Annotated in this window: 20 protein-coding genes, 1 tRNA gene and 1 pseudogene; 16 read left to right on the top strand and 6 right to left on the bottom strand. The window is 68.4% G+C overall.

Going from position 1 to position 22,168, the window contains the following annotated elements:
* Positions 1 to 44: 44 nt before the first annotated feature.
* Positions 45 to 572 (top strand): lipocalin family protein, encoded by a 528-nt coding sequence (locus tag CCO03_RS16480; protein ID WP_087284850.1) that lies wholly within the window; start codon positions 45 to 47, stop codon positions 570 to 572.
* A 138-nt stretch (positions 573 to 710) separates the two neighbouring features.
* On the opposite strand, the gene CCO03_RS16485 is transcribed toward CCO03_RS16480, so the two are convergent.
* Positions 711 to 920, bottom strand: a complete 210-nt coding sequence (locus CCO03_RS16485; protein ID WP_087282806.1) for a CsbD family protein — start codon at positions 918 to 920, stop codon at positions 711 to 713.
* 36 nt (positions 921 to 956) lie between these two features.
* Entirely contained in the window at positions 957 to 1,325 is a 369-nt protein-coding gene (locus CCO03_RS16490; protein ID WP_087282808.1) for a PRC-barrel domain-containing protein, read from the bottom strand.
* Positions 1,326 to 1,544: 219 nt separating this feature from the next.
* On the opposite strand from CCO03_RS16490, the gene CCO03_RS16495 reads away from it, so the two are divergent.
* From CCO03_RS16495 to dbpA, 3 genes are all read left to right on the top strand, one after another.
* Positions 1,545 to 1,721 (top strand): DUF1328 domain-containing protein, encoded by a 177-nt coding sequence (locus CCO03_RS16495; RefSeq protein ID WP_087282810.1) that lies wholly within the window; start codon positions 1,545 to 1,547, stop codon positions 1,719 to 1,721.
* Between the two features lie 11 nt (positions 1,722 to 1,732).
* Positions 1,733 to 2,062, top strand: coding sequence for a BON domain-containing protein (locus CCO03_RS16500; RefSeq protein WP_087282812.1), 330 nt, complete (start codon positions 1,733 to 1,735; stop codon positions 2,060 to 2,062).
* Positions 2,063 to 2,444: 382 nt separating this feature from the next.
* Positions 2,445 to 3,830 carry an ATP-dependent RNA helicase DbpA gene (gene dbpA, locus CCO03_RS16505; RefSeq protein ID WP_087282814.1) on the top strand — a complete coding sequence of 462 codons (1,386 nt, stop codon included), beginning with the start codon at positions 2,445 to 2,447 and terminating at the stop codon, positions 3,828 to 3,830.
* Between the two features lie 436 nt (positions 3,831 to 4,266).
* On the opposite strand, the gene mutY is transcribed toward dbpA, so the two are convergent.
* Positions 4,267 to 5,400, bottom strand: a complete 1,134-nt coding sequence (gene mutY, locus CCO03_RS16510) for an A/G-specific adenine glycosylase (protein WP_087282816.1) — start codon at positions 5,398 to 5,400, stop codon at positions 4,267 to 4,269.
* Positions 5,401 to 5,587: 187 nt separating this feature from the next.
* On the opposite strand from mutY, the pseudogene nadA reads away from it, so the two are divergent.
* Positions 5,588 to 5,762: pseudogene (gene nadA, locus CCO03_RS20525) on the top strand (quinolinate synthase NadA); the annotation flags it as partial.
* A gap of 191 nt (positions 5,763 to 5,953) precedes the next feature.
* Here nadA and CCO03_RS16515 read toward each other — a convergent pair.
* Complete coding sequence (locus CCO03_RS16515; RefSeq protein ID WP_236903907.1) at positions 5,954 to 7,903, bottom strand: dynamin family protein; 1,950 nt, start codon at positions 7,901 to 7,903, stop codon at positions 5,954 to 5,956.
* A gap of 403 nt (positions 7,904 to 8,306) precedes the next feature.
* On the bottom strand, positions 8,307 to 9,116 hold the full coding sequence (gene mutM / locus CCO03_RS16520) for a bifunctional DNA-formamidopyrimidine glycosylase/DNA-(apurinic or apyrimidinic site) lyase (RefSeq protein ID WP_087282818.1): 810 nt from the start codon (positions 9,114 to 9,116) through the stop codon (positions 8,307 to 8,309).
* Between the two features lie 48 nt (positions 9,117 to 9,164).
* On the opposite strand from mutM, the gene CCO03_RS16525 reads away from it, so the two are divergent.
* From CCO03_RS16525 to pth, 7 genes are all read left to right on the top strand, one after another.
* Positions 9,165 to 10,940, top strand: a complete 1,776-nt coding sequence (locus CCO03_RS16525; protein WP_087282820.1) for a tetratricopeptide repeat protein — start codon at positions 9,165 to 9,167, stop codon at positions 10,938 to 10,940.
* Between the two features lie 65 nt (positions 10,941 to 11,005).
* Positions 11,006 to 11,611 (top strand): lipoprotein insertase outer membrane protein LolB, encoded by a 606-nt coding sequence (locus CCO03_RS16530; protein WP_087282822.1) that lies wholly within the window; start codon positions 11,006 to 11,008, stop codon positions 11,609 to 11,611.
* Between the two features lie 5 nt (positions 11,612 to 11,616).
* Positions 11,617 to 12,468, top strand: a complete 852-nt coding sequence (ispE, locus tag CCO03_RS16535; RefSeq protein WP_087282824.1) for a 4-(cytidine 5'-diphospho)-2-C-methyl-D-erythritol kinase — start codon at positions 11,617 to 11,619, stop codon at positions 12,466 to 12,468.
* Positions 12,469 to 12,528: 60 nt separating this feature from the next.
* Positions 12,529 to 12,605 (top strand) — tRNA-Gln (locus tag CCO03_RS16540).
* Between the two features lie 57 nt (positions 12,606 to 12,662).
* Complete coding sequence (locus CCO03_RS16545) at positions 12,663 to 13,637, top strand: ribose-phosphate pyrophosphokinase (protein WP_087284854.1); 975 nt, start codon at positions 12,663 to 12,665, stop codon at positions 13,635 to 13,637.
* Between the two features lie 114 nt (positions 13,638 to 13,751).
* Positions 13,752 to 14,354 carry a 50S ribosomal protein L25/general stress protein Ctc gene (locus CCO03_RS16550; protein WP_087282827.1) on the top strand — a complete coding sequence of 201 codons (603 nt, stop codon included), beginning with the start codon at positions 13,752 to 13,754 and terminating at the stop codon, positions 14,352 to 14,354.
* Positions 14,355 to 14,533: 179 nt separating this feature from the next.
* Positions 14,534 to 15,220: an aminoacyl-tRNA hydrolase gene (pth, locus tag CCO03_RS16555; protein ID WP_087282829.1), complete on the top strand. Its 687-nt coding sequence runs from the start codon at positions 14,534 to 14,536 to the stop codon at positions 15,218 to 15,220.
* A gap of 452 nt (positions 15,221 to 15,672) precedes the next feature.
* Here the strand turns inward: pth and CCO03_RS16560 are convergent, their stop codons facing one another.
* Positions 15,673 to 15,924: a YfhL family 4Fe-4S dicluster ferredoxin gene (locus tag CCO03_RS16560; protein ID WP_087282831.1), complete on the bottom strand. Its 252-nt coding sequence runs from the start codon at positions 15,922 to 15,924 to the stop codon at positions 15,673 to 15,675.
* Between the two features lie 598 nt (positions 15,925 to 16,522).
* On the opposite strand from CCO03_RS16560, the gene CCO03_RS16565 reads away from it, so the two are divergent.
* The 4 genes from CCO03_RS16565 to CCO03_RS16580 all read left to right on the top strand — a co-directional run bounded on the left by CCO03_RS16565 (position 16,523) and on the right by CCO03_RS16580 (position 21,796).
* Positions 16,523 to 17,092, top strand: coding sequence for a TetR/AcrR family transcriptional regulator (locus tag CCO03_RS16565; RefSeq protein WP_087282833.1), 570 nt, complete (start codon positions 16,523 to 16,525; stop codon positions 17,090 to 17,092).
* Positions 17,086 to 18,771, top strand: coding sequence for an MFS transporter (locus CCO03_RS16570; RefSeq protein ID WP_087282835.1), 1,686 nt, complete (start codon positions 17,086 to 17,088; stop codon positions 18,769 to 18,771). The genes CCO03_RS16565 and CCO03_RS16570 overlap by 7 nt, the downstream gene beginning before the upstream one ends.
* Before the next feature lie 236 nt (positions 18,772 to 19,007).
* Positions 19,008 to 20,249 (top strand): HlyD family secretion protein, encoded by a 1,242-nt coding sequence (locus CCO03_RS16575; protein ID WP_205690418.1) that lies wholly within the window; start codon positions 19,008 to 19,010, stop codon positions 20,247 to 20,249.
* Positions 20,249 to 21,796 (top strand): efflux transporter outer membrane subunit, encoded by a 1,548-nt coding sequence (locus CCO03_RS16580; RefSeq protein ID WP_236903909.1) that lies wholly within the window; start codon positions 20,249 to 20,251, stop codon positions 21,794 to 21,796. The genes CCO03_RS16575 and CCO03_RS16580 overlap by 1 nt, the downstream gene beginning before the upstream one ends.
* The last annotated feature ends 372 nt before the right edge of the window (positions 21,797 to 22,168 follow it).

The following is a 22,168-nucleotide window of genomic DNA, read 5'->3' on the forward strand; positions in this document are numbered from 1 at the left end:
GTCAGTACCTGTGTCATCCCCCCACTTGAAGGACCTTGGCCACCATGAACCCTCGACTGTTGTATGCCCTGGGCATTGCCGCAGGCGCCGCCTGGCTGCAAACCCGCGTGACCGTGCCGCGCGGCATCGCGCCCATTCAGCACTTCAACCTCGATCGCTACCTGGGGCGCTGGTACGAAATCGCGCGCATCGACCACGCCTTCGAGGCCGGCCTGATTCAAACCGAAGCGAACTACGCGCGCATGCCGGGCGGCGTGCGCGTGGTGAACCGCGGTTATGACCCCGTACGCGGCCGCTGGAAACAATCGGTGGGCAAGGCCAAGTTCCTCGGACCCAGCGATGTGGCGGCCCTGAAGGTGTCGTTCTTCGGCCCGTTCTACGGCGGCTACAACGTCGTTCATCTCAGCGACGACGGGATGCAGTCGCTGGTCATCGGTCACAGCCGCCGCTACTTCTGGCTGCTCTCGCGCACACCCACGCTGCCGGACGACACCGTGGAGGCCTTGCTGGCCCAAGCGCGCGCGCTGGGCGTCGACACCGACGCGGTCATTCGCGTCGAGCAGACCGCGTGACACCGCCGCTGCGGCGGCCTGTGCGCATCCAGCAGCCAGCGACATGACAAAGGGGTATCACCCCAATCCTGTTTTTCATTCAACGGGAAATTTGTGATACCCCATGTATGCTTCAAATGATCTGCGCCTGCGTGAGCGTCACCACGTCAGCTTGTTGGACGACTCCCAGGCCTTGACCTGCTTTTCCGCCTCGTCCTGCGCAATGCCGATGCGCTCTTGAATGCGGCCCACCAGCTGCTCGCGTCGCCCGTCGATGACGTCCAGGTCGTCGTCCGTGAGCTTGCCCCACTGCGCCTTGACTTGCCCCCTGAACTGCTTCCAATTGCCTTTGATGGTGTTTTCGTTCATCTTGACCTCGCTCTCTCGTTCGTTCAATCGGACCGATTACAGATACCAGGGGGTCTGGTAATAATCGTAGACCTTGCGGCCATATTCATCCGTGTATTCAGGCACGCTGTTCTTTGAATAATGCGGCGCATTTTCCAGCTGCTCCTTGGTCAGGGGCACCACATAACCGCCGATGTTGGTGTCGTATTTGAGAACATCCCACGGCAGCGGATATTGCTCTGTGCCCATGCCCAAAAATCCGCCAAACTCCAGCACGGCATACCGCACCTGGCCAGAGATTTTCTCGATCATCACGGTTTCAATCGACCCCAGCTTCTCGCCGTTGGCGTTGTAGACCTTGGTGCCCTGCACCTTGTCGGCCGCAATGACCGACATGCCCGTGTTTTCGGTGTTGATGCTTTCCATGATTTCTCCTTCAAAAGTGGTGAGCCATCGGGCGATGACAAGGAGCAATTGGCCTCGGATGCATTCATCACCAGTCGGAAAAATGCCCAACCCAAGCGAGAATATCCTTACACCCGCCTCTGTCGTCCCCACGCCAATGCAAGGCCTCGTCCGACATGGATTTTCCATTCGCCGCTTTCTAATCGAGTGGTCGTCTCAAGAGGAAAGGAGCTTTCTGCCATGCTTAAATGGGCAATCATCTTTGCAGTCATCTCGCTGGTGGCCGGTTTATTCGGTTTCGGGGGCATCGCCTCCGGTGCAGCCTCCATCGCGAAGACCCTGTTCTTCATCTTCGTGGCCATCGCCGTCATCTTCCTGGTGCTGTCGCTGCTGGGCATCGGTGCCGTCGCCGCGTGAAAGGACGTTCCATGAACACAGTGCGCAAGATTCCGGCCGCCTGGGCCCTGGCCACGGCGCTGGCCGTGGGTGTGACCGGCCTGGCCGGCTGCTCGGTGGCACGCCACCAGCAAACCGCCGGTGAATTCGTCGACGACGCCGCGATCACCACCAAGATCAAGGCTGCCTTTGCAGAAGACAAAACCGTGGCAGCCACGTCCATCAGCGTGGAAACGCTGAACGGCGAGGTGCAGCTGTCGGGCTTCGCCAAGTCCGAGGCCGAGCGCTCGCGGGCCGCCGACATCGCCCGCGCCACCAAGGGCGTGAAACGCGTCAAGAACGCCGTCGAAGTCAGGCGTTGACCCAGCCGACGACGGGCCTGGTCCCCGGCGTCGGCGCCCCCCAGCGTGGTCAAGTACACCTGCGCGCCCACTTCCATGTACCGCCGGGCTGCAACGTAACGTGCCGATGGCGGTGACGGTGGCCTCAACCAGGCCGCGCGCCCACCGGCTCTGCCGTGTACACCGTGCGGATGCGGGTGCGCCACCAGAACGCTGTCGCCACGGCACCCCAGCACCGCCCACCATCCACTTGCGCCGGCGCCCGGTGCCGCTCCCAACCTGCGTCATGACGCGCCCCCCTGCCGTGCAAGCGTCCCTCATCCCACCACCCGCCTGACCGACACAAAGGCGCGCCCAGGCAGCGTTGCCTCAGGGCCACGGTCCCCGCTGCGTAAGATGCGGCATGACCACTGGTTTCGACACGCTTCCCCTCTCTCCTGCAACCCTGGACAACCTGCGCCGGCTCGGCTACGAGGCCATGACCGCGATCCAGGCCGCCAGCCTGCCCGCGTCGCTGCAAGGCCGCGACGTGATCGCCCAGGCCAAGACCGGCAGCGGCAAAACCGCCGCGTTTGCCCTGGCGGCGCTGGCCAAGCTCGACGTGCGGCGGTTTGCCGTGCAGGCCCTGGTGCTGTGCCCCACGCGCGAACTCGCCGATCAGGTCACCACCGAAATGCGGCGCCTGGCGCGCGCCGAAGACAACGTCAAGGTGGTCACGCTGGCCGGCGGCGTGCCGCTGCGCGGGCAGACCACCAGCCTCGAGCGCGGCGCCCATGTCGTGGTGGGCACGCCCGGGCGCGTGATCGACCACCTCACGCGCGGCAACCTGAACCTCGCCGGCCTGACCACGCTGGTGCTCGACGAGGCGGACCGCATGCTGGACATGGGCTTCGTCGACGACATCACCCAGGTCGCGCGCCAATGCCCGCCCCAGCGTCAGACGCTGCTGTTTTCGGCCACCTACCCCGAGGGCATTGCCCAACTCGCGGCGCAATTCCTGCGCGACCCCGTCACGGTCAAGGTGCAGGCCCAGCACAGCGGCGAGCACATCGATCAGCGCTGGTACGAGGTGAGCGACGACCAGCGCCTGCCGGCCGTGGGCCGCCTGCTCGCCCACTTCAGACCAGCGAGCACGATTGCCTTTTGCAACACCAAGGCCCGCTGTCGCGCCCTGGTGGAGCTGCTGCAAGCCCAGGGCTACAGCGCCCTGGCGCTGCACGGCGACCTGGAGCAGCGCGACCGCGACCAGGTGCTGGTGCGCTTCGCGAACGGCAGCTGCTCGGTGCTGGTGGCCACCGACGTGGCCGCGCGCGGGCTGGACGTGGCAGGCCTGGCCGCCGTCGTGAACGTGGACATCTCGCCCGACCCCGAGGCGCACGTGCACCGCATCGGCCGCACGGGCCGCGCCGGCCAGACGGGGCTGGCGCTCAGCCTCGCGACGCTGGACGAGATGGGCGCCGTGGGCCACATCGAGCAGCTGCAGGGCCGGCCCTCGGTCTGGCACCCGGTCGACGAGCTCACCCCCGCGCCGGGCGGCCGCCTGTTGCCGGCCATGGCCACGCTGCACATCCAAGCCGGTCGCAAGGACAAGATCCGGCCCGGCGACGTGCTGGGCGCCCTGACCGCCGACCTGGGCTACAGCCGCGAGCAGGTGGGCAAGATCGACATCAACGAATTCGCCACCTACGTGGCCGTGGCCCGCGACATCGCGCACGAGGTCGCCACGCGCCTGAACGCCGGCCGCATCAAGGGCCGCACCGTCAAGGCCAGGCTGCTGCAGGACCGCTGAACGCCCAGGCTTGCTGGGGGCGGGCCGGACGAGGCCCTGCCCGGCATGCGCCCACGTTCCATCGGCTCGTCAACGCAAGCAGCGGCAGACCCGAGTATCCCATCACCTCCGTTTCAAATGAAACGAAGATCCCGCCATACTCCAGTCCTCATGCGGAGACTCGGCGCCAGCCTGGCCTGGACGCTCACCCGACCTGGGAGGGCTCAGGCTGCAAGCGTTTCGCCGCGTGCGGTGGCGTTCGAGGTCGACGAGGGGATTTCATCGGCATGGAGCCAGGCCTCACAGGCCAGCCCAGCGACTGCCCGGCCCGCGCTGCCACCCGTGCGTCGCCTCACGACCCGGCGCCCGTGCATCGAACCTGACGCGAGTTGCGCGCGCAACGGCCGTCCGCCTCATCGCCGCCGGCAACGCGCACGCTCGGTTCGCGCGGGCGCCCTCACAGCAGCCGCGGCGCCACACCCGCTTCGAGCACGTCGCGCACGGGCTTGGGCAGGCCCAGGGCGGCCGCCTGTTCGGGCGTCCACCACTGGCCGCCGTCGGGCTGCTGCTGCGCCCACCGGTCTGCCGCCGCCGGCTTGGCGAAGCGCAGCCACACCGGCCTCAGGTACAGGTCTTTGTGCGTGAGCACGTGCTTGAACACCTCGCCCGGCTCCACCACTGCGCCCGCTGCCTGCACCGGCTTGTCTTCGGCCACCAGCGGCCAGGCATGCAGACCGGCCCACACGCCGCGGCTGGGTCGGCGCTCCAGCCACACGCGGCCATCGGGGGCCTGCGCCACAAGCATTTGCCAGGCCTCGGCCGTGCGCTTGAGCTTGCGCGTGAGCCGCGGCAGCTCGGCCTGCGTTCCCTGCAGGCGGGCCTGGCAATGGGTCTGGAAGGGGCAGGCCTCGCACCGCGGCTTGCGCGGGGTACAGACCGTGGCGCCCAGGTCCATGATGGCCTGGGTGTAGGCCGGCATGTCGGCCGCGGCCGGGGGCAAGGCGGCCTGGGCCAGGGTTTGCAAGCGCTTGGCCGCGCGCGACGCCGCCAGGTCTTCGTCAAAGCCCAGCACGCGGGCCAACACGCGCTTCACGTTGCCATCGAAGATCGCCACGCGTTCGCCGAAACAAAAGGAGGCGATCGCCGCCGCCGTGGAGGGGCCGATGCCGGGCAAGGTGCACAGCGCCTGGGCCGTGCGCGGGAAGACCCCGCCATGCTGTGCCACCACGGCCTGGGCGCAGGCGTGCAGGTTGCGGGCCCGCGCGTAGTAGCCCAGGCCGCTCCAGAGGGCGAACACCTCGTCCTGGCTGGCCGCCGCCAGGCGCTGCACGTCGGGAAAGCGCGCCAGAAAGCGGTCGTAATAGCCCAACACGGTCTTGACCTGGGTCTGCTGCAGCATGAGCTCGGACAGCCAGACCCGGTACGGGTCGCGCGTGGCCTGCCAGGGCAGGTCGTGGCGGCCATGGCGGGCCTGCCAGGCGATCAGCTCGGCCGCCAGGGGAGCCTGCTGCAGCCGGGACAGGCCGGCCTGCAGCGCATCGGGTGAAGGGGGCACGGCCTCGGGCCAGGCATCGGGCGGGGTGGGGTTCATCGACAATCAGTATCCATGGGTTGCCGTTCATCGAGAAACGGCCAGCCATGAATACTGCCATAAACGGGAGTTGGGGCGTCCTCCTCCGCAGCAAGCTTGCCCGTGCACGCGTGGCAGGCCGCGCCCGCACTGTGGCGGATCGACCCTCACCCCCAGAGCCGCCATGACGCCGAGCACCGAGGGCTGAGTGGTGAGCTCGTCCAGTGGCGAGCAGATCGTGGCCCACCTGCATGCGCGTGGCGAAAGCATCCTGAGGGCACCCGACTGTCACCTGGGCCACTGCATCCAGCAGCCAACCGGCCGCCGACATGCTGCTGTGGAACGGCGCCTGCGTGGTGCACGACGAGTTCAAGGCGCTCAAGCGAGCCACCCGAAGCGGCTGTGCTGGTGCCCTCCGAGGCCCGGCCGCGTGGCGGCGCTGGCCGGCATCACGCAGTGGTCCAGCACTTGCACATCGAGCAAGGTTCGTACACAACCCGCTGCTGAAAGACCGCAGCCCCGGCTGACGGGCGGCCACGCCCATGCTGCCAACGGCGTCCGGACGCCCGCTGCGTCAGCCGTTGACGGCCTGCGCGCCAGCGCGCACGCCGCGCTGGAAGGGCATGATGAGCACGTCGAGCTTCTCCTGCAGGCGGTCCAGCAGCTGGTCCTGCTCGCCCAGGTCCTCGATGCGCTCGCTCAGGCCGCTGGCGGCCTGCTGGATGCGCGCAATCGCCTCGACCCGCTGGCGGTGGTGGCGGCGGCGCTCGCGCAGCTGGGCATCGAGCTGGGCCGAGGCCGACTTGTTCCAGAGCTCCATTTCGGCCAACGCGGTTTCGCAGATGGAGCGCACGCGGGCATGCAGGGCGCGCACCAGGCGGTCGGTGAATTCGGGGCTGACCAGCCGCAGCAGGTTGCTGGTCCCCAGGTACTGCAGGTGCGTGCGCTCGACCACGTCCAGGTCCCGCACGAACCGCGTCATGTCGGGCGTGGGCGCCACCTGCAGCGAAAAGCCGTAGTCGGCGTTGAGCTGGCGGAAGGTGGTCGTGAGCATGGTCTGGATCTCGTCCTCGAGCGCCTGCACCTTGAGCAGCACGTTGCGCAGGCGGTCGAAGGTGCCGGCGTAGGCCGCCTTCAGGCCGAACTTGATGCCGGGCTGGCGCAGCTTGGCGTTGAGCTCGGCCATCTCGCGCTTGAGCGCCGAATTGCCCAGCAGCTCGAACACGTCCTTGAGCAGGCGCAGGTGCACCGAGCGCACCGCGTTCAGGCGCGCGCCGCTCTGGTCGAACTCGGCCTGCTCGCGCTCGACCCGCAGGCGCAGCTGTTGCACCACGGTGCCGTTCTTGCCGCGCAGGCCCTTGAGCTCGAGCAGCTGTTCGGCCAGCTCGCGGCGCCGGAAGGCCAGGATGCGCTCGGTCTCTTGCCGCAACTGCGCGATGCCGGTCTGCACGGCCGCCATCAGCACCTGCTGGCGCTCGCCGATCAGGCGCTGTCCCAGCAGGTCTTCCAGCACGGGCAGGCGGCTGTCCTGCAACAAGCGCTCGTCCCCGTTCACCTTGGCCAGCAGCGCTTTCTGGGCCGACACGGCGATCACCTGCGCGGGCTGCAGCTGCAGCAGCTCGGCGGTCTTGGCGCACTGGCTGTCCAGCTGGGCCTGGGTCTGCTCGGGCGTGGACAGGCCATCCCACAGGGTGTCGATCTTGTTGAGCACGGCATAGCGCGTGGCGACGCCGGGCGCCCCGGTGCCGGCGAGGTGCTCGCGCCAGATGGCCAGGTCGGACCGGGTGACGCCCGCGTCGGCGGCCAGGATGAAGACCACGGCCTGTGCCTGAGGGATCAGGCTCACCGTCAGCTCGGGCTCGGCGCCGATGGCGTTCAGCCCCGGCGTGTCCAGGATGACCAGGCCGGCCTTGAGCAAGGGGTGATCCAGGTTGATCAGCGCGTGGCGCCACTTGGGCACCTCGACGCGGCCATCGGCACCCACGGGCAGGTTGTCCTCCGGGACGTCATCGCTCCAGAAGCCCAGTGCGCGCGCCTGGTCCAGGTCCACGCGGATGGTGTCCGCCACGCGCGCCATGGTCTGCGCCAGCTGCTCGGGGTCGCCCACATCGAGGTCGAGGTGCTGCCAGCGTTCGGGCGCCAGGCGCCACTCGCTCAGGGGCTGGGGCTGCAGCCGCGTCTCGATGGGCAGCAGCCGCAGGCACGGCGCCAGGCGCGCCTCGAAGCCCAGCTCGGTCGGGCACATGGTGGTGCGTCCCGCCGTGGCCGGCATGATGCGGCGGCCATAGCCGGCAAAGAAGATGGCGTTGATGAGCTCGGACTTGCCGCGCGAGAACTCGGCCACGAAGGCCACCATGACTTTGTCGGCCTGGGCCTTGAGCTCGAGGTCGCGCAGGCGCTCGTCGAACGCGGGGTCGAGGAGGTCGTGGTCCTGCATCCAGCGGCGCAGCTCGCGCAGCTGCCCACCCAGGCGCTCGCGCCACTGCCCAAACTGGCCAAACTGTTGATTGAAGGACGAGGACACGCGCGACTCCTGAAGGGATCGAACGATATTACACCGTGAAACACTTGCCACGTCGACAGCAAGTGTCTGTCAGCATTGAACAATCCCGGCGGGCTGTTTGGCCGGGTGTTTGCGTGAACGACATCACGGTGCCGCACCGCCAGCCGCCGCCCTGCTTCGCCTCCAGGCCGACGACGAACGGGGCCGCGAGTGGGCATCGCGACGGAACCGAGCCGGCCTGCCGTGGTGGCCGCTGCAGCCTTTGCGGCGGTGCCGGTCCGGCCGCTGTGCGTCGTCCCGGTGCGATGCAGGGCTGACCTGCCGCTCAGCACGGCAAGCGGTGCGGTCACCAACGATCAACCCCCTCATCTCCATGGGTATCCATCTGTCGCCGATGTTTTTTCATCGGCAATCACCCATACCCCTACTTCTGGCACCGCAGACAGTAAAAACTCGAGCGCTGTCCCTGACGGATCATGCGCACGGCCTGGCCGCAGACGCGGCAGGGCTCGCCGGCGCGTCCGTAGACGTGGGCCTCGTGCTGGTAGTGGCCATTGACGCCCTCCGGGCTCTGGAAGTCGCGCAGGCTGGAGCCGCCCTCGCGCACCGCACGCGCCAGCACCTCGACGATGGCCGCGTGCAGGCGCACCACCTCGCGCGGTTTGAGGGTGTTGGCCGCCCGTGTAGGCCGGATGCGGGCCAGGAACAGCGCCTCCGACGCGTAGATGTTGCCCACCCCCACGACGATGTCCCCCGCCAACAGCACCTGCTTGATGGGCGCGCGCCGCGCGGCCACGCCCTGCTGCAGGTGGGCCACGGTGAAGGCCTCGGAGAACGGCTCCACGCCCAGGCGGCCCAGCAGTTTGCGGGCCTCGGCCGCCTCCTCGCCGGCGGCCCAGACCACGGCGCCAAAGCGGCGCGGGTCGTGCAGGCGCAGCAGGCCCACGTCGGTGAACACGTCGACGTGATCGTGCTTGCCCGGCGGCAGGGCCGCATCGACCAGGGCCAGCCGGCCCGACATGCCCAGGTGCACCAGCAGCACGCCCTCGTCCAGCCTCAGCAGCAGATACTTGCCGCGCCGTGCCACCTCGGTGATGGTGCGGCCGACCAGGTGCTCGGGGGCCACCCCCAGCGGCCAGCGCAAGGCCGCCCCCAGGCGCACCCGCTGCACCTGCGCGCCCGCGAGCTTTTGCAGGCTTTGTCGGGTGACTTCGACTTCGGGCAGTTCCGGCATTGAGATCAGGCGGGGTGGGTGAATGGACTCATAAACTATCATGAAGCGATGAAGCCCTTCTCCCGCCATTCGATCGCTTTGGCCACGGTTCTCGCGCTGACCGCCGCCCTGTCCGCCCACGCAGCGCCCGGGCGGACCGACAACGATCTGGCCAAGGCGCGCGCCCAGGCCGTCGCCGCGCAGGAACGCATGGGCTTGCTGGACGCCAAGCTGTTCTACGAGGTGCTGGTGGGCGAAATGAGCGCGCAGCGCGGCGACCTGCCCAACGCCTACGCCCTGCTGCTCGATGCCGCCCAGCGCACCCGCCACCCCGACCTGTTCGGCCGCGCAGCGGGCGTGGCCATGGCGGCGCGCGATGGACAGGCCGCGCTGGTCGCCGTGCAGGCCTGGCGCAAGGTGGAGCCCGATTCGCGCGATGCGGCCCGGCTGGAGCTGCAGGTGCTGGCCGGCATGAACCGGCTGGGCGACATGGTGCCCGCGATCCGCGACACCATCGCCACCTCGCCGCAGGCCGAGAAAACCGCCGTGATCCTGGCCCTGCCCGTGCTGTTCGCGCGCAGCACCGACAAATCCGAAGCGCTGACGGTCATCGACCAGGCCCTGGGGCCGTCGCTGGCCGACCCAGCGACCCGCAGCCCGGCCTGGGTCAGCAAGGGCCGCCTGCGCCTGATGGCCGGTGACGCCCCCGGCGCCATGGCTGCGATCCGCGAAGCACAGCAAGCCGACCCCGCCTTTGACGCCGTGCCCATCCTGGCCCTGGAACTGATCGGCGATCAGCCCGATGCCGAGGCCGTGGTGCGCGACTACCTGGCCCGCACGCCTGCCCCGGCCGCGGTGCCCGTGCGCCTGGCCTATGCCAAGACGCTGATGGACCTCAAGCGCGTGAGCGATGCGCAAACCCAACTGGAACAGGCCGTGCGCGACGACCCCAAGTTCGCCGACGGCTGGCTGCTGCTGGGCGAAACCCAGCTGATGCGCAAGCAGTTCGGGTCCGCCGAGCGGTCGCTGCAGGCCTACTTGCAAAACGCCAACCAGGCTGGCCCCGCCGGGGGAACGCCGCGCGGCATCAACGCCGCCGCGCTGAGCCTGGCCGACCTGGCCCTGCGCGCCAACCGCCCCGACGATGCCCGCAAAGCCCTCACCCTGGTGCAGGACGCCGATGCCACCGTGGGCCAGCAATTGCGCCACGCCAAGCTGCTGGCCGACCTGGGCGACGAACAGGCCGGCGCGGCCCTGCTGTCGCGCCTGCCCGATGGCTCGGCCGAAGAGCGCAAACAAAAGGTGATGGCCACGGCCCAGTTCCTGCGCGAAACCCAGCATGCCGACCGGGCCTACGCCCTGTTGCAGCAGCTGCTCACCCAGCAGCCCGACGACACCGACCTGCTCTACGACACCGCGCTGGCGGCCGAGAAAGCCGGCGACCTGGCCGCCATGGAGCGCCACCTGCGGCAGATCATTGCGCTGGAACCCCAGAACTACAACGCCTACAACGCGCTCGGCTACTCCATGGTCGACCGCAATGTGCAGCTGAGCGAGGCGCGCACGCTGCTGACCAAGGCGCTGGAGCTTTCGCCCGACAGCCCGCACATCCAGGACAGCATGGGCTGGCTGGAATTCCGCCAGGGCAACCTCGATGCAGCCCTCAAGCTGCTCGAACAGGCCTATGCCGAATTCCCCGATGCGGAAGTGGCCGCCCACCTGGGCGAGGTGCTGTGGGCCCGCGGCGACCGGGCGCGCGCCCAGACCGTGTGGCAAGCGGCTCAGGAAGCCGATCCCCAGAACCAGACCTTGCGCGAGACCTTGCAGCGTCTTCGTCCTCAATGAAGTCAGTATCCACAGCTTTCCGTTGATTCAATATCGCCAGATCGGCCATACCCCATCCACAACGCATGCCCTTTGACCGCCCGGCAACGTTGCCCTCCCGCCCTGCAACCATCCGTGTCCCAGCCCGGCCCGCCCGCCTGACGCAACAGCCGCAGCATGCAGCCCCCCGCCCGGGCCATGCCTGGCGCGCGGCCGCACTGGCGGTCTGCGCCGCGCTGCTGACCGCCTGTGCCAGCGCGCCGCCAGCGGCCCCCAGCGCCGGCAGCGCGCTCGCCACCGCGTCGCGCTGGCAGGGCCGCCTGGCCATGACGGTGGACAGCCAGCCCCCCGAGCGCCTGGCGGCCTCGTTCACGCTGGAAGGCAACGCCGAGCAAGGCGCCCTGGCGCTGTTCACCCCCCTGGGCAGCACCGTGGCCCAGGCGCAATGGCGCCCACAGGGCGCCACGCTCACCCAAGGCGGACAGGTGCGGGAATTCGCCTCGCTGGATGAGCTGCTGACGCACTTCGCATCGGCAGCCCTGCCCGTTCAAGCCCTGTTCAGCTGGCTGCAGGGGCAGCCCCACGACGCCCCCGGCTGGCAGGTGGACCTGAGCCAGCATGCCTCGGGCCGAATCACAGCAACACGGCAGTATCCATTACCTTCCGTTGACCTGCGTTTGATCTTGAACTGATACCCATGCACGCACTGTACGACCTGCCGGCGCCGGCCAAGGTCAACCTGTTCCTGCACGTCGTCGGGCGACGTGCCGATGGCTACCACCTGCTGCAATCGGCGTTCGCGCTCATCGACTGGTGCGATCGCCTTCACATCGACCGCCGCCCCCAGGGCCTGAGCCGCGAAGACCTGGGGCCCAAACTGCCCGACGACGACCTGTGCCTGCGCGCTGCGCGCCTGCTGCAGTCGGCCACCGGCTGCACCCAGGGCGCCCACATCCAGATCGACAAGCAGGTGCCGGCCGAAGCGGGGCTGGGCGGAGGTTCTTCCGACGCCGCCACCTGTCTGCTGGCGCTCAATCGCCTGTGGGGGCTGGGGCTCACCGCCCATGCCCTGGCGCAGCTGGCCCAGCAACTCGGGGCCGACGTGCCGTTTTTCATCCACGGCCGCAACGCCTGGGTCGAGGGCATTGGCGAGCACATCCAGCCGATCGACCTGCCGCCGACGCGCCTGCTGGTCGTCAAACCCGCTCAAGGCCTGGCCACGCAGAAAATTTTTTCTGCCGAAACTTTACGGCGCAACACAAAACGTGCTACAGTCACGGACTTCGCTGCTGACCCATTTGGCTTTTTCGAAAAGGGCCGAAACGATTTGCAGCCAGTTGCTCAGGAAATGCTTCCCGAGCTTGGCAAGGTTCTAAATTGGTATACAATTCAAGGACTTAAGCCCAGAATGACTGGCTCCGGCAGCGCGGTTTTTGCCCTGTTGCAGGACGATGTCAGCATCGAATTGCCGCAAGACACAAACTGGCAATTCAGGGTTTGTCAAACGCTCGCTCAACACCCTTTGCTGGGGTGGGCCCAACAGGTCTGAGCAGCACCTGACAATCAACCAGATACTGGGGTTTGCAGCGCCAAGTTGCAGATCCTGTGTAGGGGAGTCGCCAAGCTGGTTAAGGCACCGGATTTTGATTCCGGCATGCGAAGGTTCGAATCCTTCCTCCTCTGCCAAATTTTTCGTGCACTTGCACGTGTCACCCCCACTGATTGCTGCGCTGGACGTTTCCCATGACTTCCAATACTCCCGTTGACTTCATGTTGTTCACGGGCAATGCCAACCCGGCGCTTGCTGAAGAAATCGCACACAACCTGGGCATCTCGCTCGGCGCCGCCGATGTCGGCCGCTTCTCCGATGGCGAAGTCACGGTCGAGATCAAGCAGAACGTTCGCGCCCGCGACGTGTTCGTGATCCAGCCCACCTGCGCCCCCACCAACGAGAACCTCATGGAGCTTCTCATCATGGTGGACGCCCTGCGCCGGGCCTCGGCCGAACGCATCACCGCCGTGATCCCCTACTACGGCTACGCCCGCCAGGATCGCCGTCCGCGCTCCAGCCGCGTGCCGATTTCGGCCAAGGTGGTGGCCAACATGCTGCAGACCTGCGGCGTGGCGCGTGTGCTGACCATGGACCTGCATGCCGACCAGATCCAGGGCTTCTTCAACATCCCCGTCGACAACATCTATGCCTCGCCGGTGCTGCTGAGCGACCTGCGCCAGAAGAACTACGAAGACCTGATCGTGGTGAGCCCCGATGTCGGCGGCGTGGTGCGTGCCCGCGCCCTGGCCAAGCAGCTGCATTGCGACCTCGCCATCATCGACAAGCGTCGCCCCAAGGCCAATGTGTCCGAGGTGATGAACGTCATCGGCGACATCGAGGGCCGCAACTGCGTGGTCATGGACGACATGATCGACACGGCCGGCACGCTGGTGAAGGCCGCCGAGGTGCTCAAGGAGCGCGGCGCCAAGAGCGTGCACGCCTATTGCACCCACCCCATCTTCTCGGGCCCTGCCATCGACCGCATCGCCGGTGGCGCCGCGCTCGACGAAGTCGTGGTCACGAACACCATTCCCCTGTCTTACGCGGCCAAGGCCTGCGGCAAGATCCGCCAACTGTCGGTGGCACCGCTGATCGCCGAGACGATCACGCGCATCATCAAGGGGGAATCGGTCATGAGTTTGTTCCAGGAGCACGACGCGTCCTGATCTGCTGGAACACCAAGCGGCCCGCGCCAGGCCTGCAACGCCGTTGCAGCAGCCGCGCGGGCTTTTCACAAATCGAGGGCTGCTGGTCGCGGTCGCCCTCTTCCGGAGTCCGTCATGAAATTCGTCGCTTTTGAGCGCAGCACGCAAGGTACGGGTGCGAGCCGCCGCCTGCGTAACGCCGGCAAGGTGCCTGGCGTGGTGTATGCCACCGCCGATGCCCCCGCCCAACTGATCGAGCTGGACCACAACGCCCTGTGGTTCGCCCTGAAGAAGGAAGCCTTCCACGCCTCGCTGCTGGACATGGAACTGGGCGGCGTGTCGTCCAAGGTGCTGCTGCGCGACGTGCAGTACCACCCCTACCGCCAGCAAGTGCTGCACATCGACTTCCAGCGCGTGGCCGCTGACCAGAAGATCACCATCAAGGTGCCGCTGCACTTCGAAGGCGAAGCCGAATCGCCGGCCGTGAAGACCGACAAGTGCCTGATCACGCACCAGGCCAACGAAGTCGAAGTCGTCTGCCTGGCCAGCGCCCTGCCCGAGCACATCACGGTTGACCTGAGCAAGCTGACCAAGGGTCAGACCCTGCACTTCAGCGACATCGTGCTGCCCCAAGGCGTGGAACTGCGCGCCGGCCTGGCCGAGAACTCGCTCGTGCTGGCCACACCCCCCAAGGGCGGCAGCGACGAAGCACCCGCTGCCGAAGCCGACAAGGCCTGAGGCCTGCTGCCCCTCGTTGCCGCGGCCAACGCCGCGGCACGTGCCCGAAAGCCCGCGTCAGCGGGCTTTTTGCTGTCCGCATGCCGCGCATGCTGAAGCGCCCCGCACACTCTCCAGTATCATGCCGTTGCCGTCAGATGATGAACGGCAACTGTCTGATACCCCAGGATGCTTTGCCCATGATCAAGCTCTTCGTCGGCCTTGGCAACCCCGGCCCCGAATACGAACTCACGCGCCACAACGCCGGTTTCTGGTGGATCGACAACGTGGCCGAGGCGCTGGGCCTCACGCTGCGCGATGAACGCGCTTACAGCGGCGAGCTGGCCCGGGCCAACGTGAATGGCCACACGGTGTGGCTGCTCAAGCCCCAGACCTTCATGAACCTCTCGGGCAAGTCCATCGGCGCCCTGGCGCGCTTTTACAAGATCGCGCCCGAGGAAATCCTGGTCGTGCACGATGAGCTCGACCTGGATCCGGGCCACGCCAAACTCAAGCTGGGCGGCTCGCACGCCGGGCACAACGGCCTGCGCGACACGCACCAGCACCTGGGCACCGACCAGTACTGGCGTCTGCGCATCGGCATCGGCCACCCGGGACACCGCAGCGAGGTGGTGAGCTGGGTGCTGGGCAAGCCACCACAAGCCCAGCGCGACGCCATCTCGGACTGCATCACGCGCACCATCCGCGCCTTCGAACCCCTGGCCGAAGGCGAACTGGAGAAGGCGACGCGCATCGTCCACAAGAACCCGGCCAAGCCCAAGCCCCCGAAAACCCCCAAGGCCCCCAAACCCGTGGCTGCCGAAGCGGACGATGCCGCGTCCAGCGCAACGCCCACGCCGCCTGCGGCAGACCCGACCGCAGCCTGAGCGCCTCAAAGCCTCGCCATCGGGAGCGACGCTGCCCACGGATGGCGTGCGGCAGAACCTGAAAGGGGTGCAGCACAGCGCGCCGTATCGCCGCGCAGACGACGCGACGCGGGGGAGGTTTGGCGACGTCCACCTGCCTGACCATGGCACGGCCGTAGCCGTTGCGGCATCGCCCGTGCCGCACCTGCAGGCGCTGAACACCTGCGGTGTCGCCGCCATCGGTCTGTCAGCCACCGGGTTGGCGTGGACGTGGCCCGGCCTTCGCTCCGCAGTCCATGACCCATGACGCCGACGCTTGAGTCATGGCGCCGAGTATCGAGCGCTCTTCATTTAAGGGAGAACGTAGTGGCACGGCTACTGGCAGATCACCCCCATCCACCACATCCCATTCAGGGCAAACGCGTGCGCGTCAAGCCTGCGGCAAATACCGCCTCGCCCAATGGCAGGCGCGCTCAGGCCTGCGCCTGCAGGCGCAGGTATTTCTGCATCAGCGTTTCGCGGTCTTCGACGTTCGCGGGGTCGACCGGGATGCACTCGACCGGGCACACCTGCACGCATTGCGGCTCGTCAAAGTGCCCCACGCATTCGGTGCATTTGCGCGGGTCGATTTCGTAGATCAGCTCGCCCGCGTAAATGGCCTGGTTGGGGCATTCGGGCTCGCACACATCGCAATTGATGCACTCGTCGGTGATCATCAAAGCCATTGAACAGTCTTTCCTTGCTCACGCGAACGGGGTCGCGCCAGGGGTCCATTGTCCCCGCAAGACAAGCTGCAGGCGCAAGGCCTGCCCGATGCCCCGCGGGACCAGCGTGGGCATTGCATGCCCCCAGGCGCATCCCGCAGGTTGCGAACTGACCCAAACCGTCGGTGAGATCGGGAGAGCCTGTTCGTGCGTTCGCCAACGCCGTTCACCATCCAGCGGCTGATGGGGGCCGTGGCCGTGAGGGCTGCGCGACTCCCCACGACAGGCAGCGGGCAGGTCTGACCCGTGGCCCGGTCTCGACGCTGGCCGCCGCCGCATCACGCACTCAGGCACGCACGCAGAGGGCCACGGCGCTGCGCAGGTCCTGGGCAAAGGTGGTCAGGGTGACAGACATGTTAAGGGGTATCTATTCATTTCCGATGTTTTTTTAATTGCCAACACCACCATACTCCAAGCGAATGTCAGAGCAGCACATCCTCCTGCGACCGCGTTCGCTTCCCTCGATGGCGCATCGGTGTTGAACGCAATACATTCGCTGCAGCCATGGTTTTTGCCTCAAAACGGACAAAATTGTCCGCACAAGACCACAATCGCGTCCATGACTTCCCCACGACCCGATGTCGCCGCCCGACGTGCGCAGCTGCTCGATGCAGCGGCGCACGTGTTCGCCGAACATGGCATCACCGCTCCGCTGGATCTGGTGGTGGAACATGCCGGCCTGGGCCGCGCCACGCTGTACCGTCATTTCCCCGACCGCACGGCCCTGGTCGCCGGCCTCATGGCCCGCACGGCCGATGCGCTGGAGGCGCGGGCCAGCCAGCTGCGGGGCCGCGGCGATGCCCTGCACCTCATGCTGCGCCAGATTGCCGATGGCATCGTGCACTCGCCGGCGCTGGTCGACTACTGGCGCGGGGCCAACCGTGACGAGCCTGAGCTGGCCACGCAGCGCCAGCGGGTGCTGGCGGCCTTGCAATTGGCGCTGGACGACGCCATGGCGCAAGGCGTGTGCCGCGCCGACCTCACGGCCCAGGACGTGACCCTGGCGGCCGGCATGCTGGGCGCCGCGCTGCGCGGACGCACCCAGGCTGAGCGCGCCCGCCTGGCCGAACGCGCCATTGCCCTGCTCTGGCACGGCCTGCAGGCCCCCGAAGGGACAGCATCATGCTGAACCGCAGCCCGCGCGTGCCGCTGTACGACCGGCCGCAGCCCGAATGGACGGATGCCGAGCGCCCCGTCCTGCCGGGCTCGCCAGCCGCCATCGCCCATGCCACGCCGCTGCGCGTGGCCTTCGGGCTGGTGGCCGTGCTGGTGTCGCTCGCCGGCTCGCTGGGCAACGCGCTGGTCACCGTCAACCTGCCCTACATCCAGGGCAGCCTGGGCCTGACACCCTCGGAGGCCGCCTGGCTGTCGGCGGTGTACGTCAGCGCCAACATGACGGCCAACCTGGTGCTCTACAAATTCCGGCAGCAGTTCGGCATGCGGCTGTACGCCGAAATCGGCCTGGGCCTGTATGCCAGCCTGGCGGTGCTGCACCTGGCCGTCAACAACCCCACCACGCTGGCGCTGCTGCGCCTGGGCAGCGGCTTTGCGGCCGCCACCTGCAGCACGCTGGGCACGCTGTACATGCTGCAGGCCATCCCGCGGGTGTGGGTGGGCAATGCGCTGGTGGTGGCCCTGGGCTTGTCGCAACTGGCCACCCCGCTGGCCTGGATCCTGTCGCCCAGCCTGCTGATCGGCGGTGAATGGCACCGCATGTACATGTTCGAGGCCGGGCTGGCGCTGTGCGCGTTCGCCGCCGTGGTCGTGCTGAAGCTGCCGCGCGGCCTGCACATCAAGGTCTTCGAGCGGCGCGACCTGCTCACCTTTGCGCTGGCCGTGCCGGCCACGGTGCTGCTGTGCAGCGTCATCGCACAAGGCGTGACGCTGTGGTGGACCGACACGCCCTGGCTGGCCTGGGCGCTGGTGACGGCCATTGTCCTGTTCGTGACGGGCCTGTTGCTCGAGCTCTACCGCGACAACCCGCTGATCCACATGCGCTGGCTGCTCATGCCCGAGACCATCCGCTTCGGCATCGCCGCCTTCATGCTGCGCTTCCTGACCTCGGAGCAGACCTACGGCGCCGTCGGCCTGCTGCGTACCCTGGGCATGGGGCCGGACCAGATGCAACCGCTGTTCGTCGTCATCCTGCTGGCCACACTGGGCGGCATCGCCCTGGGCGCACTGACCTTCGGGCCGCGCACCATGGTGCCGCAGGTGCTGACCTCCATCGTGCTGTTCGCGCTGGCGGGCTGGGTGGACCAGGGGCAGACCAACCTGGCCCGGCCCGAAAACTTCTACCTCAGCCAGTCGCTCGTGGCCATCGGCATGGGGCTGTTCATGGGCCCGCTGATGCTGATGGGTTTTCAAAGCGCGCTGAAGCACGGCCCCAACACCGTCATCAGCATGATCGTGCTGGTGACCTGCTCGCAGGCCATGGGCGGGCTCGCGGGCTCAGCCTTTTTCGGCAGCTACATGACGCACCGCGAGCACGTGCACTCGACCGCGCTCACGGCGCAGATCACCCTGGACGAGCCCCTGGTGGCGCAACGCCTGCAGCTGCAGCAAGGCAGCTACGCGCGCCAGAGTGCCGATGCGCAGCTCAGCAGCGCCCAGGGCACCACGCAACTGAGCCAGGCCGTGCGGCGCGAAGCCACGGTGCTGGCCTACAACGACGTGTTTGCCCTGTTGAGCCAGATCGCCCTGGGCTTCTTTGCACTCGCGCTGTGGCGCGTCTGGCTCAAGGCGCGCCAGCTCAAGCGCGAAGCGGCCGCGCAGGCCGGCAGCGGCCCCCCATCCCCGGCTTCATGACGGTATTCCGCCACAGACCAACAACATCAAACGGCACCTCATCCATACACCTCATCATGGTCACCACACCCGGGTCCAACCCGAATTCCGACGAAGGCGACACCGCCGAACACCTCAGGCAACGCCTGGAGCTGGCCAGCGAAGCCACCGACGGCTACGACGACCGCCCGCCCGTGGCCGCCGCATCCGGCACCCCCGCCCCGCCTGCGGCGCCGGCCGCCGCGGCGGCCCCCGCCATGGCGCCCCTGTCCAAAACCATTCAGCCCAGCGCCAAGGCCGTGGCGCTGATGCTCCTGGTCGGCCTGGCCGGCATCGTGCTGGTGCTGCGCGCCTGGAGCCTGTGGCCGTTTGCCAGCGCCCTGCAGACCACCGACAACGCCTATGTGCGCGGCCAGGTCACCCAGCTGGCCCCGCAGGTGAACGGCCACGTGGCCGAGGTGCTGGTGCAGGACTACCAGCCCGTGCTGGCCGGCCAGGCGCTGCTGCGCATCGACGACCGCATCTACCGCCAGCGCGTGGACCAGGCCGACGCCCAGATCGCTGCCGCGCAGGCCGACCTGGCCAATGCCGACCAGACGCAGGCGCAGGCCGAGGCCGCGCTCATGGCCTCGCGCGCCAGCCTGGTCAGCCTGCAGGCCGAACAGCAGCGCTCCACGGCCGAACAAGCCCGCGTGGACGAGCTGTCGGCCAAGGGCTCGGTCTCGCTCAACGAGCGCGACAAGGTGCGTGTGGCCACGCGCTCGGCGCAGGCCAATGTGCTCAAGGGCCAGGCCGACATCCGCGTCGGGGAAGAACGCATCAAGTCGGTCCGCGTGTCGCGCGAAGGCCTCAAGGCCAAGCTGCAGGCCGCGCAGGCCCAGCAGGAGCTGGCACAGATCGACCTGGACAACACCGTGATCCGCGCGCCGCGCGACGGCCAGCTGGGCGAGGTCGGCGTCAAGGCCGGCCAGTACGTGGCCGTGGGCACGCAGCTCATGGCCCTGGTGCCCGATCAGGTCTGGGTGGTGGCCAACTTCAAGGAAACCCAGGTCGCCCACATGCGCGCCGGCCAGCCCGCCACGGTGCGGGTGGACGCGCTGGGCGGCGCCAAGCTGCAGGCGGTGGTGGAGCGCTTTGCACCCGCCACGGGCTCGGAATTCAGCGTGCTGCGCCCCGACAACGCCACCGGCAACTTCACCAAGGTGGTGCAGCGCCTGCCCGTGCGCCTGCGCCTGCTGCCCGATCAGCCGCTGGCCCAACGCCTGGCGCCCGGCCTGTCGGTCGAGGTCACCGTGGACACCCGCGAGCCGGGTGACGCTGCGGTGCCCGGCACGGCGTCGGATGCGCCTTCCGGCATGCCATCCGGCACGCCTTCTGGCGGGCAGTCCCGCACGCCGCCCGCTGCTGCCTCGGCCAGGGCCAACACCGCGATCACCAGCGCCAGCGTTGCGGCCAGCGCCTCGCAGCCCGCGGCCCCGGCCGCCGAGGGAGGCCGCTGATGCCCACCCTGCTCCACCCCGCTGGCCGGCCTTTGCAAGCCGGCCACCACCCGGCCACGCCCGTCCTCGGCAATCGGCCAAGCCGGCGCCTGGCCGCCAGTCGGCACATCCTCACCGCAGTATCGGCCCAATCTCGTCAATTTTTCATCGGCTTTTTAGGCATACCTCTGGCTATGCTGTTGACGGCCTGCGCGCCCACCTTGCCCATCGCGCCCGAAGCCGCCCAGCCCACGGTGCCCACCGGCTGGCGCGCCGACCCGCTGCAACCGGCCGCGGCACCCGAGGCCGTGGACCTGCACACCCGGTGGTGGCAGGCCCTGGGCGACGCCCAGCTCAATGCCCTGGTCGACCGCGCCCTGGCCCACAACAACAACCTGGGCCTGGCCGCCGCCCGCGTGGCCCAGGCCCGCGCCGAACAGCGCCTGGCCGAAGCCGCACAGCGCCCGACGCTGGACGCCAGTCTGGGCGTGAACAGCTCGCACTCGCTGCTCGCCACCGGCCCCGGCTACACCCGCAGCCTGCAGCCCGGCCTGCAGGCCAGCTGGGAGCCCGACCTGTGGGGCCGGCTTGGTGACCTGGCGCGCGCCGGCAGCGCCAGCACCGCCGCCAGCCAGGCCGACGAAGCCGCCGCCCGCGTGGCGCTGGCCGCACAGGTGGTGCAGGCCTATGTGGCGCTGCGGGCGCTCGACGCCCAGCTGGCCGTCGCCCAGGCCACCGAGCGTTCGCGCCTGCAGTCCGAACAGCTCACCGCCGACCAGGCGCGCACCGGTTATGCCTCGCAACTGCCGCTGGCCCAGGCGCAGGCCGAGACCGCCAGCGTGCGCCAGAACATGGCGCAGCTCGACCTCGCCATCCGCCGCCAGGAAGACGCGCTGCGCCTGCTGAGCGGCGACCCGCCCGGCCCCGTGCCACGCGGCCTGCCGCTGAGCGCGCTGCAGCTGCCGCAGCCCGCTGCCATCCAGCCGTCGGCCCTGCTGCGCCGCCGGCCCGACATCGCCGCCGCCGAGGCCCGCCTGGCCGCGGGCGATGCGCGCCTGGCGGCCCAGCGCGCGGCCTTTTTGCCACACGTCCAGCTCAGCGCCAGCCTGGGCTCGCTGGTGGTCAACGCGCTGGACTACAACCCCCTCACCGTCTGGAGCCTGGGCGCCAGCGCGCTCGCGCCGCTGTTCGATGGCGGCCGGCGGCAGGCGCAGATGGACGCCGCGGCCGCCCAGCGCGACCAGCTGGCCTGGACCTACCGCGACACCGTGCTGCGCGCCCTGGACGACGTGCAAGCCAGTCTGAGCGCCCTGCCCCGGCTGGCCCAGCAACAGGCCCAGGCCAAGCTGCGTGAAGAGGCCGTGACGCGCGCGCTGTCGTTCTCCAAGGACCGCTACGAGGCCGGCTATGCCTCGTACCTCGAGACCCTGGACGCGCAGCGCAACCTGTTCACCGTGCAGCTCGCCCGCGTCAGCCTGCGGCAAACCGAGATGGACAACCTCATCGCGCTGTACCGCGCGCTGGGCGGCGGCTGGGTCCAGCCGGACAACGCGCTCGGGCAACCCTGAGCGTGCCGCGCCCGAACGCAATGGCCTGCATGCCATGCACCTGGGCGCTCCCCACTTCTGACCTGCCAGGCCCACCGCAGCCCGAACGTGCAGCCCAACTCGGCCCGCGCTTGTGAAACGGGGGCGCCCGTAGAGCGCTAGGTCGCTGGCGGAGCCTCCGCACCTGCGCACCAGGTGCACCAGCCAGCCGCTGCGTTCAGTCGACCTGCCGGAGTTGGGCGCCAAAACGCCCGCGTGCCCGGCAGCAATCGCGGATCGTGCGCCCTGCACGCCCGCCGTGACAGCCGCCCCGCTGGCGCATCCACCGCCCAAGCAGCCCCTGACGGCTGTGCGCCCGTGCCAGGCACCCTGCATGAGGCCAATTCAACAACC

The organism is Comamonas serinivorans (assembly GCF_002158865.1).
Lineage (GTDB): Bacteria > Pseudomonadota > Gammaproteobacteria > Burkholderiales > Burkholderiaceae_C > Comamonas_E > Comamonas_E serinivorans.

Bases quoted from the DNA above. Each gene is read 5' to 3' on its own strand.
- CCO03_RS16575 (WP_205690418.1), top strand. From the start codon at position 19,008: ATGGCGCCCCTGTCCAAAACCATTCAGCCCAGCGCCAAGGCCGTGGCG.
- pth (WP_087282829.1), top strand. From the start codon at position 14,534: ATGATCAAGCTCTTCGTCGGCCTTGGCAACCCCGGCCCCGAATACGAA.
- CCO03_RS16565 (WP_087282833.1), top strand. From the start codon at position 16,523: ATGACTTCCCCACGACCCGATGTCGCCGCCCGACGTGCGCAGCTGCTC.
- CCO03_RS16570 (WP_087282835.1), top strand. From the start codon at position 17,086: ATGCTGAACCGCAGCCCGCGCGTGCCGCTGTACGACCGGCCGCAGCCC.
- CCO03_RS16495 (WP_087282810.1), top strand. From the start codon at position 1,545: ATGCTTAAATGGGCAATCATCTTTGCAGTCATCTCGCTGGTGGCCGGT.
- CCO03_RS16480 (WP_087284850.1), top strand. From the start codon at position 45: ATGAACCCTCGACTGTTGTATGCCCTGGGCATTGCCGCAGGCGCCGCC.
- mutY (WP_087282816.1), bottom strand. From the start codon at position 5,400: ATGAACCCCACCCCGCCCGATGCCTGGCCCGAGGCCGTGCCCCCTTCA.
- CCO03_RS16530 (WP_087282822.1), top strand. From the start codon at position 11,006: ATGCCCTTTGACCGCCCGGCAACGTTGCCCTCCCGCCCTGCAACCATC.
- CCO03_RS16580 (WP_236903909.1), top strand. From the start codon at position 20,249: ATGCCCACCCTGCTCCACCCCGCTGGCCGGCCTTTGCAAGCCGGCCAC.
- CCO03_RS16485 (WP_087282806.1), bottom strand. From the start codon at position 920: ATGAACGAAAACACCATCAAAGGCAATTGGAAGCAGTTCAGGGGGCAA.
- CCO03_RS16525 (WP_087282820.1), top strand. From the start codon at position 9,165: ATGAAGCCCTTCTCCCGCCATTCGATCGCTTTGGCCACGGTTCTCGCG.
- CCO03_RS16550 (WP_087282827.1), top strand. From the start codon at position 13,752: ATGAAATTCGTCGCTTTTGAGCGCAGCACGCAAGGTACGGGTGCGAGC.
- CCO03_RS16490 (WP_087282808.1), bottom strand. From the start codon at position 1,325: ATGGAAAGCATCAACACCGAAAACACGGGCATGTCGGTCATTGCGGCC.
- dbpA (WP_087282814.1), top strand. From the start codon at position 2,445: ATGACCACTGGTTTCGACACGCTTCCCCTCTCTCCTGCAACCCTGGAC.
- ispE (WP_087282824.1), top strand. From the start codon at position 11,617: ATGCACGCACTGTACGACCTGCCGGCGCCGGCCAAGGTCAACCTGTTC.
- CCO03_RS16560 (WP_087282831.1), bottom strand. From the start codon at position 15,924: ATGGCTTTGATGATCACCGACGAGTGCATCAATTGCGATGTGTGCGAG.
- CCO03_RS16545 (WP_087284854.1), top strand. From the start codon at position 12,663: ATGACTTCCAATACTCCCGTTGACTTCATGTTGTTCACGGGCAATGCC.
- mutM (WP_087282818.1), bottom strand. From the start codon at position 9,116: ATGCCGGAACTGCCCGAAGTCGAAGTCACCCGACAAAGCCTGCAAAAG.
- CCO03_RS16500 (WP_087282812.1), top strand. From the start codon at position 1,733: ATGAACACAGTGCGCAAGATTCCGGCCGCCTGGGCCCTGGCCACGGCG.